Source organism: Spirochaetota bacterium (genome assembly GCA_040756435.1).
GTDB lineage: Bacteria > Spirochaetota > UBA4802 > UBA4802 > UB4802 > UBA4802.
The window spans coordinates 26,293-43,811 of record JBFLZD010000032.1 but is presented as its reverse complement, the minus strand read 5'-3'; the positions used below and the strand labels follow the sequence as shown (position 1 = coordinate 43,811).

General features: G+C 37.2%; 21 protein-coding genes. 2 read left to right on the top strand and 19 right to left on the bottom strand.

Annotated features, from left to right (window positions below):
* Positions 1 to 177 precede the first annotated feature (177 nt).
* On the top strand, positions 178 to 1,056 hold the full coding sequence (locus AB1444_10325) for a hypothetical protein (protein ID MEW6527051.1): 879 nt from the start codon (positions 178 to 180) through the stop codon (positions 1,054 to 1,056).
* A 246-nt stretch (positions 1,057 to 1,302) separates the two neighbouring features.
* On the opposite strand, the gene AB1444_10320 is transcribed toward AB1444_10325, so the two are convergent.
* The 9 genes from AB1444_10320 to AB1444_10280 form a co-directional block, all read right to left on the bottom strand.
* Positions 1,303 to 2,187, bottom strand: coding sequence for a PHP domain-containing protein (locus tag AB1444_10320; GenBank protein ID MEW6527050.1), 885 nt, complete (start codon positions 2,185 to 2,187; stop codon positions 1,303 to 1,305).
* A gap of 17 nt (positions 2,188 to 2,204) precedes the next feature.
* Positions 2,205 to 2,927 carry a M23 family metallopeptidase gene (locus AB1444_10315; GenBank protein MEW6527049.1) on the bottom strand — a complete coding sequence of 241 codons (723 nt, stop codon included), beginning with the start codon at positions 2,925 to 2,927 and terminating at the stop codon, positions 2,205 to 2,207.
* A 264-nt stretch (positions 2,928 to 3,191) separates the two neighbouring features.
* Positions 3,192 to 4,016, bottom strand: coding sequence for a polysaccharide deacetylase family protein (locus AB1444_10310; GenBank protein MEW6527048.1), 825 nt, complete (start codon positions 4,014 to 4,016; stop codon positions 3,192 to 3,194).
* Positions 4,013 to 4,819, bottom strand: coding sequence for an SDR family oxidoreductase (locus AB1444_10305; protein MEW6527047.1), 807 nt, complete (start codon positions 4,817 to 4,819; stop codon positions 4,013 to 4,015). The genes AB1444_10310 and AB1444_10305 overlap by 4 nt, the downstream gene beginning before the upstream one ends.
* Positions 4,820 to 4,960: 141 nt before the next feature.
* On the bottom strand, positions 4,961 to 5,653 hold the full coding sequence (locus AB1444_10300) for a hypothetical protein (protein ID MEW6527046.1): 693 nt from the start codon (positions 5,651 to 5,653) through the stop codon (positions 4,961 to 4,963).
* A 1,116-nt stretch (positions 5,654 to 6,769) separates the two neighbouring features.
* Complete coding sequence (locus tag AB1444_10295) at positions 6,770 to 8,143, bottom strand: hypothetical protein (GenBank protein MEW6527045.1); 1,374 nt, start codon at positions 8,141 to 8,143, stop codon at positions 6,770 to 6,772.
* Between the two features lie 6 nt (positions 8,144 to 8,149).
* Complete coding sequence (locus tag AB1444_10290) at positions 8,150 to 8,719, bottom strand: hypothetical protein (protein MEW6527044.1); 570 nt, start codon at positions 8,717 to 8,719, stop codon at positions 8,150 to 8,152.
* A gap of 132 nt (positions 8,720 to 8,851) precedes the next feature.
* Positions 8,852 to 9,634: a tRNA pseudouridine(38-40) synthase TruA gene (truA, locus tag AB1444_10285; GenBank protein MEW6527043.1), complete on the bottom strand. Its 783-nt coding sequence runs from the start codon at positions 9,632 to 9,634 to the stop codon at positions 8,852 to 8,854.
* Positions 9,610 to 10,485, bottom strand: coding sequence for a DUF2225 domain-containing protein (locus AB1444_10280; protein MEW6527042.1), 876 nt, complete (start codon positions 10,483 to 10,485; stop codon positions 9,610 to 9,612). The genes truA and AB1444_10280 overlap by 25 nt, the downstream gene beginning before the upstream one ends.
* 217 nt (positions 10,486 to 10,702) lie before the next feature.
* On the opposite strand from AB1444_10280, the gene AB1444_10275 reads away from it, so the two are divergent.
* Positions 10,703 to 11,554 carry a hypothetical protein gene (locus AB1444_10275; GenBank protein ID MEW6527041.1) on the top strand — a complete coding sequence of 284 codons (852 nt, stop codon included), beginning with the start codon at positions 10,703 to 10,705 and terminating at the stop codon, positions 11,552 to 11,554.
* Positions 11,555 to 11,576: 22 nt separating this feature from the next.
* Here the strand turns inward: AB1444_10275 and rplQ are convergent, their stop codons facing one another.
* Genes rplQ through rplO form a run of 10 tightly spaced genes read right to left on the bottom strand, consistent with a single transcriptional unit; the run spans position 11,577 to position 17,508 of the window.
* Entirely contained in the window at positions 11,577 to 12,029 is a 453-nt protein-coding gene (rplQ, locus tag AB1444_10270) for a 50S ribosomal protein L17 (protein MEW6527040.1), read from the bottom strand.
* Between the two features lie 14 nt (positions 12,030 to 12,043).
* Positions 12,044 to 13,009, bottom strand: coding sequence for a DNA-directed RNA polymerase subunit alpha (locus tag AB1444_10265; protein ID MEW6527039.1), 966 nt, complete (start codon positions 13,007 to 13,009; stop codon positions 12,044 to 12,046).
* Between the two features lie 40 nt (positions 13,010 to 13,049).
* Positions 13,050 to 13,679, bottom strand: coding sequence for a 30S ribosomal protein S4 (gene rpsD / locus AB1444_10260; GenBank protein MEW6527038.1), 630 nt, complete (start codon positions 13,677 to 13,679; stop codon positions 13,050 to 13,052).
* Between the two features lie 16 nt (positions 13,680 to 13,695).
* The gene (rpsK, locus tag AB1444_10255; protein MEW6527037.1) at positions 13,696 to 14,082 is read right to left on the bottom strand and encodes a 30S ribosomal protein S11; all 387 of its coding nucleotides are present in this window, start codon (positions 14,080 to 14,082) and stop codon (positions 13,696 to 13,698) included.
* A 23-nt stretch (positions 14,083 to 14,105) separates the two neighbouring features.
* Complete coding sequence (gene rpsM / locus AB1444_10250; protein ID MEW6527036.1) at positions 14,106 to 14,480, bottom strand: 30S ribosomal protein S13; 375 nt, start codon at positions 14,478 to 14,480, stop codon at positions 14,106 to 14,108.
* Positions 14,481 to 14,498: 18 nt separating this feature from the next.
* Positions 14,499 to 14,627: a 50S ribosomal protein L36 gene (gene rpmJ / locus AB1444_10245; GenBank protein ID MEW6527035.1), complete on the bottom strand. Its 129-nt coding sequence runs from the start codon at positions 14,625 to 14,627 to the stop codon at positions 14,499 to 14,501.
* Positions 14,628 to 14,650: 23 nt separating this feature from the next.
* A complete protein-coding gene (gene infA, locus AB1444_10240) occupies positions 14,651 to 14,869 on the bottom strand; it encodes a translation initiation factor IF-1 (GenBank protein MEW6527034.1) in 219 nt (72 codons plus the stop codon).
* 28 nt (positions 14,870 to 14,897) lie between these two features.
* A complete protein-coding gene (map, locus tag AB1444_10235) occupies positions 14,898 to 15,650 on the bottom strand; it encodes a type I methionyl aminopeptidase (protein ID MEW6527033.1) in 753 nt (250 codons plus the stop codon).
* A 47-nt stretch (positions 15,651 to 15,697) separates the two neighbouring features.
* Complete coding sequence (secY, locus tag AB1444_10230; GenBank protein ID MEW6527032.1) at positions 15,698 to 17,044, bottom strand: preprotein translocase subunit SecY; 1,347 nt, start codon at positions 17,042 to 17,044, stop codon at positions 15,698 to 15,700.
* Positions 17,045 to 17,070: 26 nt separating this feature from the next.
* Positions 17,071 to 17,508: a 50S ribosomal protein L15 gene (rplO, locus tag AB1444_10225; GenBank protein ID MEW6527031.1), complete on the bottom strand. Its 438-nt coding sequence runs from the start codon at positions 17,506 to 17,508 to the stop codon at positions 17,071 to 17,073.
* Positions 17,509 to 17,519 lie beyond the last annotated feature (11 nt).

The following is a 17,519-nucleotide window of genomic DNA, read 5'->3' as shown; positions in this document are numbered from 1 at the left end:
CGGGGGTGTACACTATTTTTATATTTTATTCAAATTTCCACATTTAGGAATAATTAGTGTTTGACAAAAATATTTTATTCAGATATTTTATATCCCAATTGTTATCTAGCAATATTGCGTAAGCGTTCAGCCTGAGCAAATAGTATAATTTTATTACTTACAGGGATGGAGGAATATATGTTAATTTTACAAAAAAGGAATTTTTTTGTATTGGTGTTTATACTGCTATGTGCAACTGCAAGTATTGCAATCGACTTCAATTTTAAACCTATAATAATCGAAGATATATCACGATATAACGAAGATAGAATAGCATATCAACATGTTCAGAAACAGATATCGCCAAACCTGGACAATTCTTTTTCTGCTCTCTTAATAGTTAAAGAAAGAAAAATTTATCTTATACAGGATGGATACGACAACCCTGACATAGTTGCCAACAATCGTCTACGTTTAGAAATGGAAACAAAATTAGTAGGCGATTTATGGGAAAATAAAATCAATAATAAACCCGATTATGTACGGATTACTGATCGCAAAGTTGAGCTTTTGAAAAATTTCAGCGAAGATTTTGTATCCAAAAACTTTGGTACATTCTTTTTAAATGTCCGCAATGCTTTTATCAAAAAACACGTAGAAATATTTAAAAAGCTTATGGTAGATCGCAAGGAATCAGGCCTTATTGTAACCCGTACACCACTCCCCATACCTGCATACCTTAACGCACCTGAAACACCTACTAAATACAAGATAACGGTAAGTGGCAAGACTATTGATGAAAAGCATTACTATGCAGAAGATAGTGATGGTGATGGCATTACTGAAATATTTATGGTCAACAGTGCTGATGGTTTTAACTGGGGATATAAATCAGGTGCCAATATAATCTTTATATATAATAATCTTGATGAAGAAATTAAGGGCTTAATTGGCCAGTTATGTAACTGGGCATATTATGGCACACCGGAAGAAGAAAAAGAAATTTTACAAAATTTCCCCAAAGACAGTGATATTATAAATGAATTCAAATTAGAGGTACCACAAACAACAAAATAATTAAATATGTATGAGGGTGTCCCAAAAGACACCTCATTGTAATTACTGTACACCTGCGTCATTGCGAGGAACGAAGTGACGAAGCAATCTCGTCTTTCATAACACTGGAATTGCTTCCCTTCGGCAAGTGGTTACCAAGCTTGTAGATGCACTCAGCACAGGCGCTACGCTCGCAATGACATTGCACTCACATTTTTGCGAGCACCACGGTTTGTTTTGAGACAGCCCCATACATGGTATACATGTTCATTTATGTTTGTTATGCAATTTTTTCAACTCTTCCAATAAATAATACTCATTCCCCTCTATGCCACCTAATAAAACCTTAGGCTTTGATGTTGGACCATGAAAATCAGATCCTGCAGTTATAACAAGGTTATGTTTCACAGCAAATTCCTGAAAATATGCAATTTCCTGTTTAGTGTGATATGAGGAGATAGCTTCTATACCCATGATGCCCATAGAAGCAATTTTTTGCAGGTGCTCTTGCCCATTAACAAACTTTGGATGAGCAAGTACCGGTATACCACCTGAGGCCTTAATTACATCAATACCTTCTTTTGTAGGAATAGATACAAATGGTACGTAGGCAGGCATATTTTCAGCTAAATATTCTCTATAAAAAAACATTAATCTATTATCAGATTTTTTCCCTTCAAAATATTCCTGTAAGCGCTCATCATTTCTGTTTTCAGGATTATCAAACACCTCAAGCATGATAGCAGTACCTGTTGGTGGACGATTATTTGCCTTTTTCCACACATTATCTTCATTCATTGTAAAGCCAATTTCACGCAATTTGTTAATTCTTCTTTTTGCTATCTCCCACCTGAACTGTCCTATTCTTTTTAGTGTCGCGTTCAAGTGTGGATTATCATGTATATAATAACCCAGAATATGCTGCTGCGAGCCATCTTCATAAATTGTTGTTAATTCAACTCCAGGGATGTACTCCACTCCATATATTTTTGAAGCATTCAACGCATCGGGTATGGATTCTATTGAATCATGGTCGGTAATACTGATTGTGGATAAACCTGCATTTTTTGCAAGTTCAAAGATAAAATCAACAGTATAATCACCATCCTCACTATAGCAAGAATGGATATGTAGATCAATACGGTGAGCCATAGAAAAAATGTATCACATTACTTTGGGTTTTTCATGATAATGAGATTTTTTTCAGGCAACATATCAAGTGGATTTAGCGGTATATCAGCACAACGAATCTCAAAATGCAAATGATTGCCGGTAGAGCGACCTGTACTTCCTACTAGAGCAATAACCTGGCCTTTTTGTACATAATCACCAACTTTTACCAGTAACACTGAATTATGGGCATAGCGGGTGATATAATTATCTCGGTGTTCAAGTGTAATGGCATTGCCGTAATTTCCACAATATCCTGCATAAATTACTTTGCCTTCCATAGCAGCACGTACCAGAGTGCCTTTTGGCGCAGGGATATCCACACCAGGATGAAATCTTCCCCAGCGTCTTCCAAGTCCAGAAGTTATTTTTTCAGGATCGCCAATTGGCCATATAAATTCATTATATGAAATATTTACAGACTGCAGGGAAATGCCTTTTTCCATCAACATTTGAATATAGGCATCAGAATAAGGGATAAAAACATACGATCTTTTAAACTTTTTTTCATTAATAGTATTTATTGCATATACTTCATCAATACTTGTACCAAACTGCTCAGCATAAACCTTCAGCTGTTTTACAGTGCTAACTTCCACCCATTTTCCACTTTTACCATTATAACGCTGTATATGTTCATTATCTATGAAATAAAGCTCATTGGCAAATGTTAATGTGGTAATAATAACAAAAAAAACAAGTAGTAATTTCTTTGTACCCATAACAGATCAATCCTGTACATATCATTTTTTATAACAACCACTCGTGGGGTTGGCTTACTATAGAGATTATATGTATAGAAAATTATGGGCACCTCTCAATAATGCTTTCTTCCACAATTATTCATATAATAGAAAGCAGTTTTATTCTATTACATTGTGCCCACAAGGAAACATTCAAAAAAAGTTTTAGAAGTTTTCTTATTTATAAGCAAACAGTAACCTTATTATAGCTTTAATTTTAATAAATAATTGTCAACAATTTTTTTACCATGCTAACGATAAAACTTTTTCATCTGAATAACTGCTTTTAACATGGTGCCTTCGTAAACAAAAATTATCTCTTGTAACTATATTGGGGCCATAATCAGTAGAGAAAACCCGTTTATAGCCTGCATCTTTGCATAACTCCGTTAATTCAGCCGAATACCTACCATACGGAAATGCAAAATAAACAATTTTTTTATTGAGATATAATTCCAAAACCTTTCTGGAAAGGTAAATTTCCCTGTACAATGCATATCTGCTATCAATTGTTCCCTGGTTATATAGTTTTACTAAATCTGCATGACTATGAGAATGGCATTGTATATCAATATTATTTTTCTGCAGTATATGTAACATTTTCCACGTCAAACTTTTTGACCCACCCTGCGTAATGGTGTCTATATATACAAATAGAGTTATTGGATAGTTCATAGAACGGGCCAATGGCATTAACATGGTATACATGGAGTAATATCCATCATCAAAGGTTATTGATATAACCTTTTCACCAAACGGATTATGTTCATCAATATGCGATTCCAATTGTTGCAGGGATATTACCTTAATACCATTGTTCTGCAATTGTATAAACTGGTTTTTTAGTTTATCAAAAGGAAGAGAATAGGGGCCTTTCCCATCAATGTTATGGTATAACAGTATTGGAACTTTATGAAGTCTGGTTATATTACTATGAACTATCGCCCTGTAAACTTCTTTTTCAATTTCTATATACGTATCAGTTTTATAGACTACACCTATATATAAAGATACCACAAGGACGCTTATAAAACTTATACCAATAAGCAGATTATCAATTTTTATCATAGTTTAATCAATATATCAGTAAGCAACCGTGTTCCATATCCATTTAATAATCGGTGTAGCAACCATGTTGTTTTACTCATAAAACCAGGAACAACAATGAATTTCTTTTTTAGTATTGCTTTCATAATTGATTGGGCGATAGTATCTGCTGAAAGAACACCTGTAATTTTTTTAATTCGTTTTGCTTTTACCGGTATAGTTTTTAGTTCCTCCTGCAAAAATGGTGTATCCACTTCAGGGGGACAAATTACTGAAAGGGCAATTCCATTTTCCTTAAACTCGCTTCTAAGACAATCTGCCAGACCAAACACTGCAAATTTTGAAGTTCCATATGCCGAATAGGTGTACACGCCAATGAGTCCGGCAAGTGAAGATAACAGCACGCAGTGAGTATTTCTATTTTTAAGATAGGGATAAAATGCTTTCAATGTATACCATATACCAAAGACATTAATATCCATGATCTTTTTAAAATCATCATCTGTTATCTTTTCAAAATAATTTGATAAACCCACACCAGCCGCACATACTAAAACATCAGGACTGCCAGATTGTTTTATCATGGCAGGAAGTGCTTTATACAGCTTTTTTGGATCACACACATCTATGGAATAAGCTTCAACTTTTTGACTGCTGTGCATACATAAAGAGTGAATTTCCTTTTTTGCCTGTTCCAATTTCTTTTTATCGCGTGCAATAATTGCAATGTTTGCACCCTTTGAAGCAGCTAACTTAGCAAATGCCAATCCAATACCACTTGAACCACCGGTAATATAGATATGTGTACCATCTAATGATTTCATTTTGCTCCCTCCAGAAAAATTTTTTTCAACACTTCACACAAAATGTTACAATAGCATTTCCACCAAATCCTAAATGCTGCAACAAAATCAATTATCCAGCATATAAGCTATAATAATAGTTTAAATGAATGTAGCTGATTATTATTTCAACATGGGCTTTGCATCAAATCCAAACTGTAATAATACCAGTGTATTGCCATCATCATCAACAGCTTTTACAATTCCATTAATGGGAACTGAATAATGATACCACCCTTTTGATTTAGTTTTTTTGCCAAAAATGGTTGATTCGGTATCAACAACATTGGTTCCTTTAAATATTCCAGCAGGCACCTGAATTACTCCACCGTCTTTATACGTGTTAATCTTCATACTAACACTTGCCAGCCCTTTTTTGTACAATCCTTTCATCATTGAAAGCATAGGTCCTTCTATGGTCTGGATCTGTCCATTTTCATCTTTGACTTTGACCCATATAATATCCAGATCATCAATATTGCCCGTTGTTGCAACTTTTTCCAACCCAACTATAAGCATCTGCATGATGCCTTCCTGACTTTCTGACACTGTATAACTTTCAATAACCCAACCACCTTGCTGTTTTCCAACAATTGCCATTCGCGTGATACTTTTTTTACCATCGGAATTTTGCCCCATAACAACATACTGTCCAACTGCATATGGTTTTGGTTTCATAAATTTTTGTGTGCCAGCATACGTTGTTTGTCCGGATTGGGCAAATTGATTATCAACCTTTGCCTTTAATTGTGGGTTCACTGAAGCGCCACAGGAAATAATAAACAGTAAGCCAAACAGTAATCTAATCTTTTTCACGGCATTCCTCCAGGTATAGTAATGTAACGACATTTAAAACAAAAACAATTATAATAACTAATTTGTTATTATTCAATGCTTTAAATTTCTACCAGCATACATAATAATAAGTCAAGCCTTTATTATCTAAAATACTTATGTCATCTATTGAGTCGACTATCATATGCCACCGGTGAAGAAAATTACTACGCACTTTTGCCACATAAAATAGATAGGTAACAAGTTATTCTTTATCTTTATCATGATAAAAAAAGGGGTTATAGTATGGAATATGCGTATGTCATTGCTCTTCTAAAAATTACAACTATCCAAACAGCGTAAAAGATTAACAACAAAAAATATTGTATTGCATTTTTATTGTGTTGCAACTACCCTGTGGTTAATTTGACAGTTACATTTAACTGTAACCCTTTATGCCAATGCACTGTTCTAATTTTTAAAGTCTTATATTGTGTCTATCCACGTGTGACAGTCTTGTATAATAAACCAGCAAGACTGCTTCGCCTATGGCTTGCAATGACTTTTACCCCTCCCGTCATTGCAAGGAGCCCCAGCGACGAAGCAATCTCTCCTTTCGTGGCACTGGGATTGCTTCCCTTCGACAAGTGGTTGCTGAGCATGTCGAAGCACTCAGGACAAGCGCTATACTCGCAATGACTCTTACCCTCCCGTCATTGCGAGTACCACAGGTGCGTGGCAATCTCTTTCCCCGTTATTGCAAGGAGCCCCAGCGACGAAGCAATCTCTCCTTTCGTGGCACTGGGATTGCTTCCCTTCGACAAGTGGTTGCTGAGCTCGTCGAAGCACTCAGGACAAGCGCTATACTCGCAATGACTCTTACCCTTCCGTCATTGCGAGCACCGCAGGTGCGTGGCAATCCCTTTCCCCGTCATTGCGAGGAGCCCCAGCGACGAAGCAATCCCAAAGTTGCAAGTTCTGACTTTGTTGTGAATCAGAATGATGATTTTAAATTATGCAACCTATTTAAGATATCCAAAAGTTGAAAAAAATTATTGTATGTTATTTTTTTGACAATTCAGGATAGCAACAGGCATTAAGTGAAGTTTATAAACGGTATTGCCTTGAACATATCAAACATATGATTATATATAATAATTAGAAATTAATGTTTGTAAGATCCCCATTAACAATAAGGTTACCTATAGAATCTAAATCATCTAACTCCTGTGGCATATTGCCATAAGGATTATTTTCCCCTGTATATGGAATATTTTGGTCTGCCACAAAATAAAACAAATACTCGCCATATGGCACATTTGTTAAAATATAATTATTCCCGGTGCCTGTGTGTGCCACCAGTGGTGGGAGAAGCAGTGACCATTTATAATCATTATAATTATTCCATAAAGTTTCATAACTGCCATCATTTACTGCATCAACAAATGTATTATATTCAATTTTATACTGCTCATAGCGCAAATAGTAATCTAACAAGCCTTCAACGGTTCCAACTTTCACCGAAGGTGTTGCAGGTGGATAAACTGTGGGCCGTGTCCATGCTGCATTGTCATCATCAAGAAAATAATCAGCAATTGTTTGCGGATTGCCATAAACATCATTTGCAGGTATGGCAATCACATAGCCACTATTTCCACCAGTATTCCCACTTACCGTTGCCACTTTATCTTTGCGGTATACCCGTGCCACACCCAATAGATTGCCCCCAATATATACATCATCCGGTTGTACGTCTCTTAACCAATCACTTGGTGCCCAGTAATGGTATGCTGCTCCATATCCGTCATCATTGGTAAAATCATATTCGTATAGCTTGATAAAATTTTTAATTACCAGCCGTATTTCAAGCACCACCTCTTCATCCTCATTTACTACAAGTCCACCATCAATGGGGATAACCAGCGGAAATACCCGTATAATATCCTGATAATTTTCTTTTAAATAATCATAGTAGGTATTAACCATAAGCTGGTTAAAATCAAAGCCTTTCACTGTTTTTTCATGGAATATTACTTCAGGAGCATCATCCTGCACTACTGTATTACTTGCATCAATATGCCACTGCGTTGCATTATCAAAGACAAGCTTTCGTATATATAATTTTACTGAATTATACCTTTTGCCAGGCTTTACATCATCACATTTCAGGCGCACACCCTGCCCGTTAAAAAACGGGTCACTGTCATCCACGCTGGCGGTAAACACCTGTCGGTAATTTGCCACTTTGTCATCATCAAGTCGCATCTCGGCAATATCTACCATAAATGTAGTGGGAAAGCTTTCCTGGCTATCGGTTATAAAATCATTGACGGAATTATCAATTTTTGTTCCAGGAAGAGTAGTATCCCAGCTTTTTACACAGTTACTATCGCTTGTTGATTCAAATGTTCCCTTTAACAACACCGTCAGTCGGCTTCCGGATAATTCATCAAACAGTGGCTTGTTGCCGGTGCAACCATTCACAAGAACTATCGCCATAAAAAATGCTATGTAATAAAACCATTTCTTCATACTCATTTATATCCCAATATTCAGATAAAGTGTTAAACCAGTATTAATGATATGCCCGTTTTTGCGTGCACCTTCAATGTAACCTTCATATATAAAAAGATAATCAATGCGCAGGCCTATATTAATCCATTTGCCCGCAGGAAACGACAGTTCAAATCCAAGCATCCCTAACGGATCCCACTGGCTTGCATTTTCAGGTTGTATGGTTACCTTAGCACTACCTGCTCCTGCTTTAAGCTGAAAGGCAATAGGCATATCAATGGGCAGTCGCCACAATATATTGCCATATACCGGTATTACCGTAAGCTCCTTGACACCTTCAGATTTAAAATGCTCATACGAAGAATCAAAACCAACTTTCAATGGAAGTGAGAATACATTAAAGCGTAAAAATCCACCACCCCACAGTGCAGTATCAACATCATCACCCGTGGAAAAAACCGGTGTTACAGGACCAAACCATATCCCCAATTGTGGTTTTAAAAAATAATCAGCCTTTTTACGCTGCGCAAAAACATCTGTGCACACACAAAGCATGATACAGGCAATGAAGGCATAATATAGTTTCAACTTCACGGTATTCATCCTTCTTTTTTTCAATTACCATTGTTTTTGTGTAGTAATGTGTCAATTATTATTTTTTATAGCATCAGTATAGAGTACCTGGCAAATGCTCATATCTAATACGAACCAATGTAATTATTTTTGTTACACGTTTAAAAAATTGTACGCTTCTGAATAATACACCTTTTTAAAATATAATCCATATGCAGGTGCAGTTGGTCCACTGCAGTTTCTATCGCAGCTTTCAATAATATCTTTCATTGTTTCCGGGCTTTTGCCCTTGTGTTGCAGGTACAGTATGGTCCCTACAATAATCCGTACCATATTATGTAAAAAGGCATTGCCCTTGATAGTAAAAACCACTACATCATCAAACATACGTTCTACAGTAATATATTCTATATACCGCACAGTGCTTTCTTCGGCTGATGTTTTTTTACAGAATGAAGCAAAATCCTTTTCACCTATACAGTATGTTGCAGCCTTACGGCAAAACTCAATATCAATAGGTTCACGCACCCACATTGCACGATAGCGCATAAACGGGCTTTTGTACGGATGATTATAAATGACATACAGATATTCTCGCGCAATGGCACTGTAACGTGCATGGAAAAGGTTATCAACTACAAACGCCTTCTTTACTGCAATATCAGCCGGCAATATCCCATTAAGGCTTATGCATAACCTGTCAGCAGGCACGTGAGTATCAAGATCAAAGTGTACAACCTGCCCCAATGCATGAACGCCAGCATCAGTCCTTCCTGCTGCAACAATCCGTACATTCTGGCGTGTAAAAATTTTCAATGCTTTTTCTATTTCATGTTGAATGGAATTGGCATTGTCCTGTATTTGAAAACCACTGTAGGCAGTACCATCATACTGTACAATAAGCGCATACCTCACTCTTGTTCCCCGACTTTCCATTGGTCAAGCATCTCGTTCATCTTGTCATATAAATCACGGGTCATGTCAAGAAGCGGGCCCGGCTTACTTTTTGACGCCTTACCGCTGCCAAACAGTTTGCTTAAATAGCGCTTTGTGCGCTCAAAATTTTCAATCCGCTTATTTATATCAGGTTCTTTTGCACCCACCTTCAACGTAAGTATTGCACACATATACAGTATGCCATCATAACCCCAATTTTTATCAATATCCGGCCCCATGTTGCCTGCTGCATCAGCAGGTTCAGCACCAGTTTGAATGATGTCAACCACCTTAAAATAATAATCATACGCCTTTTTGTAAAAAAAGTCCGAAATCTTTTTATACGGCTTATCCGGCTCTAACTTAGCCAGATCCCCAAAAAGCCATGCTGCCCGTATAGCACTGACAGCCATTTTAAACGTCGGCGCCACATTTTTATTCCTGAACGAATAGCAATCCATTGCCAGCAAATACGATGCAGCCCCATGATACAATCCCCTATCCTGATTAAAATCAAGCCCGCCAAAAAACTTATCAATGGACTGTTTTCGTGCATTGGTAGTTGCGTTTATCTTCTGCATTTCATCAGCCTGTAGTGTTGGAAAATCCTTTGGATACGCTGCATACAGACACCTCGGGCAAACCGTTACCACGTATGCAAGCGGATATATCACTCCCCATTTTTCATTTTTTTCATAGGTTCTGCGCAATTCATCGGTTAATTTGCCCGCTATAAGCCTGCCACCACCCGTCAGCATCTCCTCGCGATAAAATTCATACCCACATACCGGACATATGGTGGGATTTTTCTGCCTGAATGATATCTTCTTTTTGGTATCCTCATTTTCCATACGTTCATCCCCACAACAAAAATACAGTTATTGTTTTCATGTAACAGTATCACCTGTATCTTTGCAATCAAATATTTACTTTATTAATTATTATCGCTTAAAATTTTTGGCGATAGTAACTGATAAACAAATCATTTACTATTATAAAAATATACATAAAGCAGTTTTCATATGTTACCGATACAATAAAAAAGACTATCATATGAAGGTTAATGATATGCATAAGCATCTAATTATACTGTGTTCCACAATTATAGTGCTTATCATCACGGCTTCATCATTTGCTGTTTCTACTGCCGTGAAAGCACAGAATGACTATTTCCTTACTCTTTCACTGCTGCGGCAGATTCGCATCATGGTTGAAAACTTTGGTGATGAGACTACAAAAAACAAGTATCAGGAAATACAAACGCTTTTTCAAAATGCTTCTGAAGAATATTACGGGCAAAATTTTGACAGCTCACACCAGAAGTATTATAAGGTAAAACAGGAACTGGTTACTCTCACCGATGCACTTGCCACCCTGTATATTAACAGGGCTCAGCAGATTCTGGACTCAACCTCAAAGCAATCCTTTGACATTATGATAAAGTATGACAAAAACAGTACCTTAAAAAAATATTTTCAAAAACCCTATAATCCTGTTGAAGAAATTAAACCATATAACCCTGAAGAATACCACCTTTTTTTTGACAGGGAAACAATTGAACGCTATCTCAAAAATGGCTATAAAAAACTTCAGGAAGCAAAAAACATCTATAATAATCAGGATATAATATACTTAAAAAGCAAAAAAAATATCAAGCACGATGAGCTTGAATTTATCATAAAACAATATCTTGCAGTTATTGATTTTTGTCGTCTTGCAAAACAATATGGGATTGAAATTCACAAAATGGTTAAAGTACATCAATTAGACACCATACAGCGTAAATACGGCCTTGAAAGCAATAAGCTGGATCCTATTTATGATGACCGTATACCCGAGGAATTTAAAGTTGATGCTAATGACAATATGAGCTTAGTACATTCAATTGAGAAAGCTCGCCTGGAGAAAAAACTAAAATAAATATCACATTAAAAACCACAGCTTATGCTGTGGTTTTTTTGCTATTTTCATCTTTTTTATCTTCTTTTTTATCTTTTTTCTTTGTTTCTGGCTTAACTACCAGTTCTACAATTGCCATCTGAGCAGCATCACCTTCACGCCTATCAAGTAAGTACATACGGGTATAACCACCCGGGCGTGTCACAAAGCGTGGTGCAATATCATCAAAAAGCTTCTTTACAACATCTTCATTCTTAATAAGGCGCATGACTTCACGCTTGTTATGGAGTTTCCGTGCACCTTCATTTTCCGTAAGGCTTAAGTTTTCCTTGGCCCTTGTTATCAATCGCTCAGCAATCCGTTTTAATTCTTTGCCCTTCTGCTTTGTCGTAATTATTCTTTCATGCTGAAACAACGATGTCACCATATTGGCAAACATTGCTCTTCTATGCTCATGGGAGCGCCCTAATGTTCTAACACTATTACGGTGTCTCATAATGTCACTACCTCTTATTCCTTTATTCCTAAGCTCAAATGATGCTCTTCTAATTTCTTTTTAATTTCAGCTAATACCTGATCGCTGAAATGTTTTGATTTTTTAAGTTCATCTTCAGTTTTCCGTACAACATCTTCCAGTGTATTCAATTCTAAGCTCTTCAATGTATTATATGCACGGACTGAAAATTCAAGCTCATCAATTGATTTAGCCAGTATTACTTTCAGCTTATCGTGGCTTTCATCAACAGCTACTTCCTCTTCTTCAACTTCTTCTTCAAAGTTAATAAATATGGTCATATGATCTTTTATAATCTTTGCTGCCTGCGCCAGTGCATCTTCAGGCTTAACCGAACCATCTGTCCATATTTCTATAATCAATTTATCATAGTCAGTTCGTTGTCCAACTCGCGTATCTTCTACCTTTATATTAACTTTTCGAATAGGTGAAAAAATTGCATCAATAGGTATAACGCCAATGGTTTCTACACTTGACTTGCTAATTTCACCAGGTAAATAGCCTCTGCCACGTTCAATCTGTACTTCCATATCAATCCTGCCACCACGCTCAATAGTTGCAATATGAGTTTCAGGATTCATCACTTCCACATCACTATCTATTGCAAAATCTGCACCTGTCAGCTCTGCTTCACCATCTTTGACTATATGCAGTACCTTTGGCAGCTCACTATCGTACTTAAACCGTAGTTTTTTTAAATTTAATATGATACGGGTTACATCCTCTACTACACCATCGATAGCAGTAAATTCATGAGGCACGCCCTGAATTTTTACTGCAGTAATAGCAGCACCTTCAATCGATGATAATAAAACTCGTCGTAAAGAATTCCCTATAGTTAAACCATATCCTCGTTCAAAAGGTTCAGCAATAAATCTTCCGTAATTTTGATTAACTTCATCATGTTCAAACACAATTTTCGATGGTCTTCGAAAACCCTTCAATAGGTTTTTATGGGACATTATTACCTCCAATAAATAAACACATACTTAACCACATGACTTACTTAGAATATAACTCAACAACCACCTGTTCATTAAATATCGGCTCAATATCTTTGCGTTCAGGTAACCGTATTATTTTACCACTTCTTTTGTCATAGTCAACTTCCAGCCATTGAGGAACTGATCCCACTGCCTTTGACAATTTGATAGCATCTTCCAGCATTGTGTTGGTTTTAAAATCCTCCTTGATCTCAACAATGTCATTTACCTTAACCTGATAAGAAGGGATATCAACACGCTTGCCATTAATAGTTACATGCCCATGCTGTACAAACTGTCGTGCCTGTAACCGGGAAGATGCAAAGCCCAATCTATACACAACATTATCAAGCCTTCGTTCCAGCAGAACAAGCATATTCTCGCCGGTAACACCTTTAAGGCGTGTAGCTTCATCAAACGTACGCTTAAACTGATTTTCTAAAAGCATATAGCTGCGCTTAATCTTCTGCTTTTCACGCATCTGTACACCATAGTCAGATAATTTGGTTCTCCTCTTTCGGGGAGGTCCTGGAGGATACTTTTTATGCTTGATGGCACATTTATCGGTTAAACAACGCCTCCCTTTAAGCATTAAAGGAGTCATTTCTCGTCTACATAATTTACATAAAGGCCCTGTGTACTTTGCCATAAACTAAAACCTCACATTATACTCTTCTTCGTTTGCGTGGTCGGCACCCATTATGTGGTATGGGTGTAATATCTTTAATCTTTGAGATATTTAAACCAGCCTGATATAATGAACGGATTGCTGCTTCACGTCCAATACCAGGACCTTTTACATATACCTCAACTGTCCGCATGTTTGCATTATCCATTGCTTTCTGTGCAGCAGCTTTTGCAGCCATCTGTGCTGCAAACGGTGTGGATTTTCTTGAACCACGGAATCCTTCTCCGCCTGCTGTTGCCCATGATACAACATTACCCTGCATATCAGTTATTGTAATAATAGTATTATTATACGTAGCCTGAATGAACGCTTTACCTACTGGTATATTCTTCTTTTCCTGCTTCTTAGTTCGTTTCTGCTTCACTGTACACCTCTATCATTGACTTACTATTTCTTCTTTTTGCTTCCAACGGATACTTTTCTGTTTCCTTTGCGGGTTCGCGCGTTGTTCTTGGTATTCTGTCCCCGCACCGGCAATCCTCGCCTGTGTCGTATACCCCTATAGCAACCAATATCCATAAGCCTTTTAATATCCATTGCTATCTGGGTTCGCAAATCACCTTCAACCTTATAGCTTTTTTCAATGATCTTTCGTAACTGATTAATCTCTTCATCAGTCAGGTCTTTTACGCGAGTGTCAGGATTAACCTGTGCATCCTGTAAAATTTTCTTTGATGATGAAGGCCCAATACCAAAAATATAGGTAAGCGCAACTTCAACACGCTTATTGTTTGGTAAATCAACACCTGCAATTCGTGCCATATATACCTCTACCTCACATTATTTCACTGTTCTTTTCTTCTGTCGTTGTTTATGCCGTGGATTTTTACAAATCACACGTACAACACCATGACGCTTTATAACTTTACAATCACTGCAAATCTTTTTTACTGAAACTCTGACTTTCATATCTATACCTCAAACATTAACTATCATTTGGACCGATAGGTTATCCTTCCTCTGCTTAAATCATACGGCGACAGCTCAACTGTTACTCTGTCACCGGGTAAAATTCGTATATAGTGCATCCTCATTTTGCCTGATATGTGAGCTAATACCACATGACCATTATCCAATTTAACCCTGAACATGGCATTGGGAAGTGCTTCAACCACTTCACCTTCAACTTCAATTGGTTCTTCTTTGGCCATCCAGTTTTTAACTCCTTGTAATAAAAAATTAATTGTGTGTTAATATTTTTGGATTTCCATTAACAACAGCCACAGTATGTTCAAAATGTGCTGAAAACTTTCTATCCTTTGTTACTGCTGTCCATCCATCCTGCAAAATTTCAACCTGATATGTTCCTTCATTAATCATTGGCTCTATTGCAAAGATCATCCCTGTTTTTATTACAGGACCTTTGCCAGGCTTGCCAAAGTTGGGTATAGAAGGTTCTTCATGTAAATTCCTTCCTATACCATGGCCAACAAACTCATGAACAGGTTGAAAACCATACTGAACTACATGTGATTCAATTGCATGCGATATATCAGTCAGATGATTCCCATCTTTACACTGTAAAATACCACGTTCAAGTGCTTCTCTTGTAACTTCAAGCAATTTTTTTACGGTATTGTTTACCTTACCAACAACAAATGTTTTTGCTGCATCACCAAAATATCCATTATACTGAACGCCTATATCAATACCAACGATATCGCCTTTTTTTAAGATTTGCCCTTTACTGGGTATCCCATGGACAACAACTTCATTAATTGAAGTACAGATAGCTGCTGGATACCCCTTATACCCTAAAAATGCAGGGATTGCCTTAAAGTTTTTTATTAAATCCCTTGCAATCCTATCCAGCTCAAAAGTGCTGATACCTGCAACAACATGCTTTCCAATCTCATCCAGAACAGCAGCAGTTATCCTGCATGCATCCTCAACCCGCTTAATCTCCTCTTCACTGTAAATAAATATAGCCAAAACGCCTCAAAATATAATTGTATAAAGAATAAATATAGCTTTTAAATTTAATATCTTCTACCTTTTATACGCCCTTTTTTAAAGAAGCCATCATAATGTCTCATCAAAAGTTGTGACTCTATCTGCTTCAATGTATCCAGTGCCACACCAACTATAATCAGTAATGATGTACCACCAAAAAGGTATGCCATTCCCGGTGATACCTCTTCAGGCCATACACGTATAATAAAATCAGGAACTATCGCTATCAATGCTAAAAAGATAGAACCTGGTAAAGTAATCCTGTTTAAAATATGCATAATATAATCCGCAGTGTTTTGACCCGGCCGTATCCCTGGTATAAATCCACCGTATTTCTTCAAATTTTCGGCCAGATCATTGGGATTAAATTGTATTGCCGTATAAAAATAGCAGAAAAATATAATTAACAAGCTGTATATAATCATATATGCTGTATGCCCTGGTGACAGCCAGTATTGTATCTTGGTAAAAATTGCATATTTAGTTGCACCCAGCATGTTACTTATCTGAGCCGGGAACAAAATAACTGATGAAGCAAAAATGATTGGAATAACACCTGCCGCATTAACCCGCAGTGGGATAGCCTGTGATGCCATCTGTACCATACGCCTTCCAACAACACGTTTGCCATATTGTACAGGAATCTTTCGTACACCCAGCGTTAATAGTATTGATGCGGCCACTACCCCTATAAATAACGCAATCAGTATAAGCGCAATGATGGGATCACTTCTGCTGATTATTCTATTCATGGTATCAAGGAACGCTGAAGGAGCACGAACAACAATTCCAGCATAAATAATGAGCGATATCCCATTACCAATACCCCGTTCTGTTATCATTTCGCCAAGCCACATAAGTATCATGGTCCCGGTAGTAATGGCAAGTACTGCAACTATAATGAAGCCAATGCCTGCATCCTGAGGCACAACTGTACCTTTGGGGGATGTCATGGATTTCATCCACATGGTGAGGCCAAAGCCCTGCAGTGCACACAAAAGTACGGTCCCATAACGGGTATACTGGTTTATCTTCTTATATCCTTCAGGTCCTTCCTTGGATAACTTTTCTATAGCTGGAATAACCACTGTTAATAGCTGCATTATAATAGATGCCGAAATATAGGGCATAATCCCTAAGGCAAATATGGTAAAGCGTTTTAGCGCACCACCTGCAAAAAGGTCAAAAAAATCAACAAATCCCCCACCATGGCTTTTTGCAGCCATCTCAAAATATGAACTTAATGCCTCAATGTTCACCCCTGGTATTGGTATATGTGCCCCAATACGGTATACTACCAAAATAAAAAGGGTAAATAACACCCTTTTCCGCAGTTCTGGAATTTTAAATATATTTGCAATTACATTTGGCATTATTTCTTTATGACCTCTTTTTATAATTATGATCTAAGCGCAACACTTCCACCGGCCTTTTCAATTTTCTCTTTTGCAGAAGTTGAAACTGCATCAACAGTTACTTTAACTGCCGAAGTAATATCCCCATTTCCAAGCAGTTTTACCGGTAACAACTGTGATATAATCAAACCTTTCTGATACAATACTTCAGGAGTAACTTCCTGAATCCCTAATCGTACTATATCATTAATATTAATAATTTGCACTTCTTCCTTAAATTGTGCATTGTTAAATCCACGTTTGGGGACCCTTCTTTGTAAGGGCATCTGTCCGCCTTCAAAACCCGGCTTAAAATGAGCGCCCGACCTGGCTTTTTGCCCTTTATGTCCCTTGCAGCTTGTTTTTCCATGGCCACTTCCGGGGCCACAACCAATGCGTTTTTTCTTTTTTATATATTCAGGTTTTTTCAATGTATATTGCATACCATTCACAC

Excerpts from the sequence above, each read along its gene's own strand:
- rplQ (MEW6527040.1), bottom strand. The coding sequence starts at position 12,029 with ATGAGACACCGTAATAGTGTTAGAACATTAGGGCGCTCCCATGAGCAT.
- AB1444_10305 (MEW6527047.1), bottom strand. The coding sequence starts at position 4,819 with ATGAAATCATTAGATGGTACACATATCTATATTACCGGTGGTTCAAGT.
- truA (MEW6527043.1), bottom strand. The coding sequence starts at position 9,634 with ATGGAAAGTCGGGGAACAAGAGTGAGGTATGCGCTTATTGTACAGTAT.
- AB1444_10280 (MEW6527042.1), bottom strand. The coding sequence starts at position 10,485 with ATGGAAAATGAGGATACCAAAAAGAAGATATCATTCAGGCAGAAAAAT.
- AB1444_10295 (MEW6527045.1), bottom strand. The coding sequence starts at position 8,143 with ATGAAGAAATGGTTTTATTACATAGCATTTTTTATGGCGATAGTTCTT.
- secY (MEW6527032.1), bottom strand. The coding sequence starts at position 17,044 with ATGCCAAATGTAATTGCAAATATATTTAAAATTCCAGAACTGCGGAAA.
- AB1444_10325 (MEW6527051.1), top strand. The coding sequence starts at position 178 with ATGTTAATTTTACAAAAAAGGAATTTTTTTGTATTGGTGTTTATACTG.
- rpsM (MEW6527036.1), bottom strand. The coding sequence starts at position 14,480 with ATGGCACGAATTGCAGGTGTTGATTTACCAAACAATAAGCGTGTTGAA.
- AB1444_10320 (MEW6527050.1), bottom strand. The coding sequence starts at position 2,187 with ATGGCTCACCGTATTGATCTACATATCCATTCTTGCTATAGTGAGGAT.
- AB1444_10310 (MEW6527048.1), bottom strand. The coding sequence starts at position 4,016 with ATGATAAAAATTGATAATCTGCTTATTGGTATAAGTTTTATAAGCGTC.
- rpmJ (MEW6527035.1), bottom strand. The coding sequence starts at position 14,627 with ATGAAAGTCAGAGTTTCAGTAAAAAAGATTTGCAGTGATTGTAAAGTT.
- AB1444_10315 (MEW6527049.1), bottom strand. The coding sequence starts at position 2,927 with ATGGGTACAAAGAAATTACTACTTGTTTTTTTTGTTATTATTACCACA.
- AB1444_10265 (MEW6527039.1), bottom strand. The coding sequence starts at position 13,009 with ATGTCCCATAAAAACCTATTGAAGGGTTTTCGAAGACCATCGAAAATT.
- rpsD (MEW6527038.1), bottom strand. The coding sequence starts at position 13,679 with ATGGCAAAGTACACAGGGCCTTTATGTAAATTATGTAGACGAGAAATG.
- infA (MEW6527034.1), bottom strand. The coding sequence starts at position 14,869 with ATGGCCAAAGAAGAACCAATTGAAGTTGAAGGTGAAGTGGTTGAAGCA.
- rplO (MEW6527031.1), bottom strand. The coding sequence starts at position 17,508 with ATGCAATATACATTGAAAAAACCTGAATATATAAAAAAGAAAAAACGC.
- AB1444_10275 (MEW6527041.1), top strand. The coding sequence starts at position 10,703 with ATGCATAAGCATCTAATTATACTGTGTTCCACAATTATAGTGCTTATC.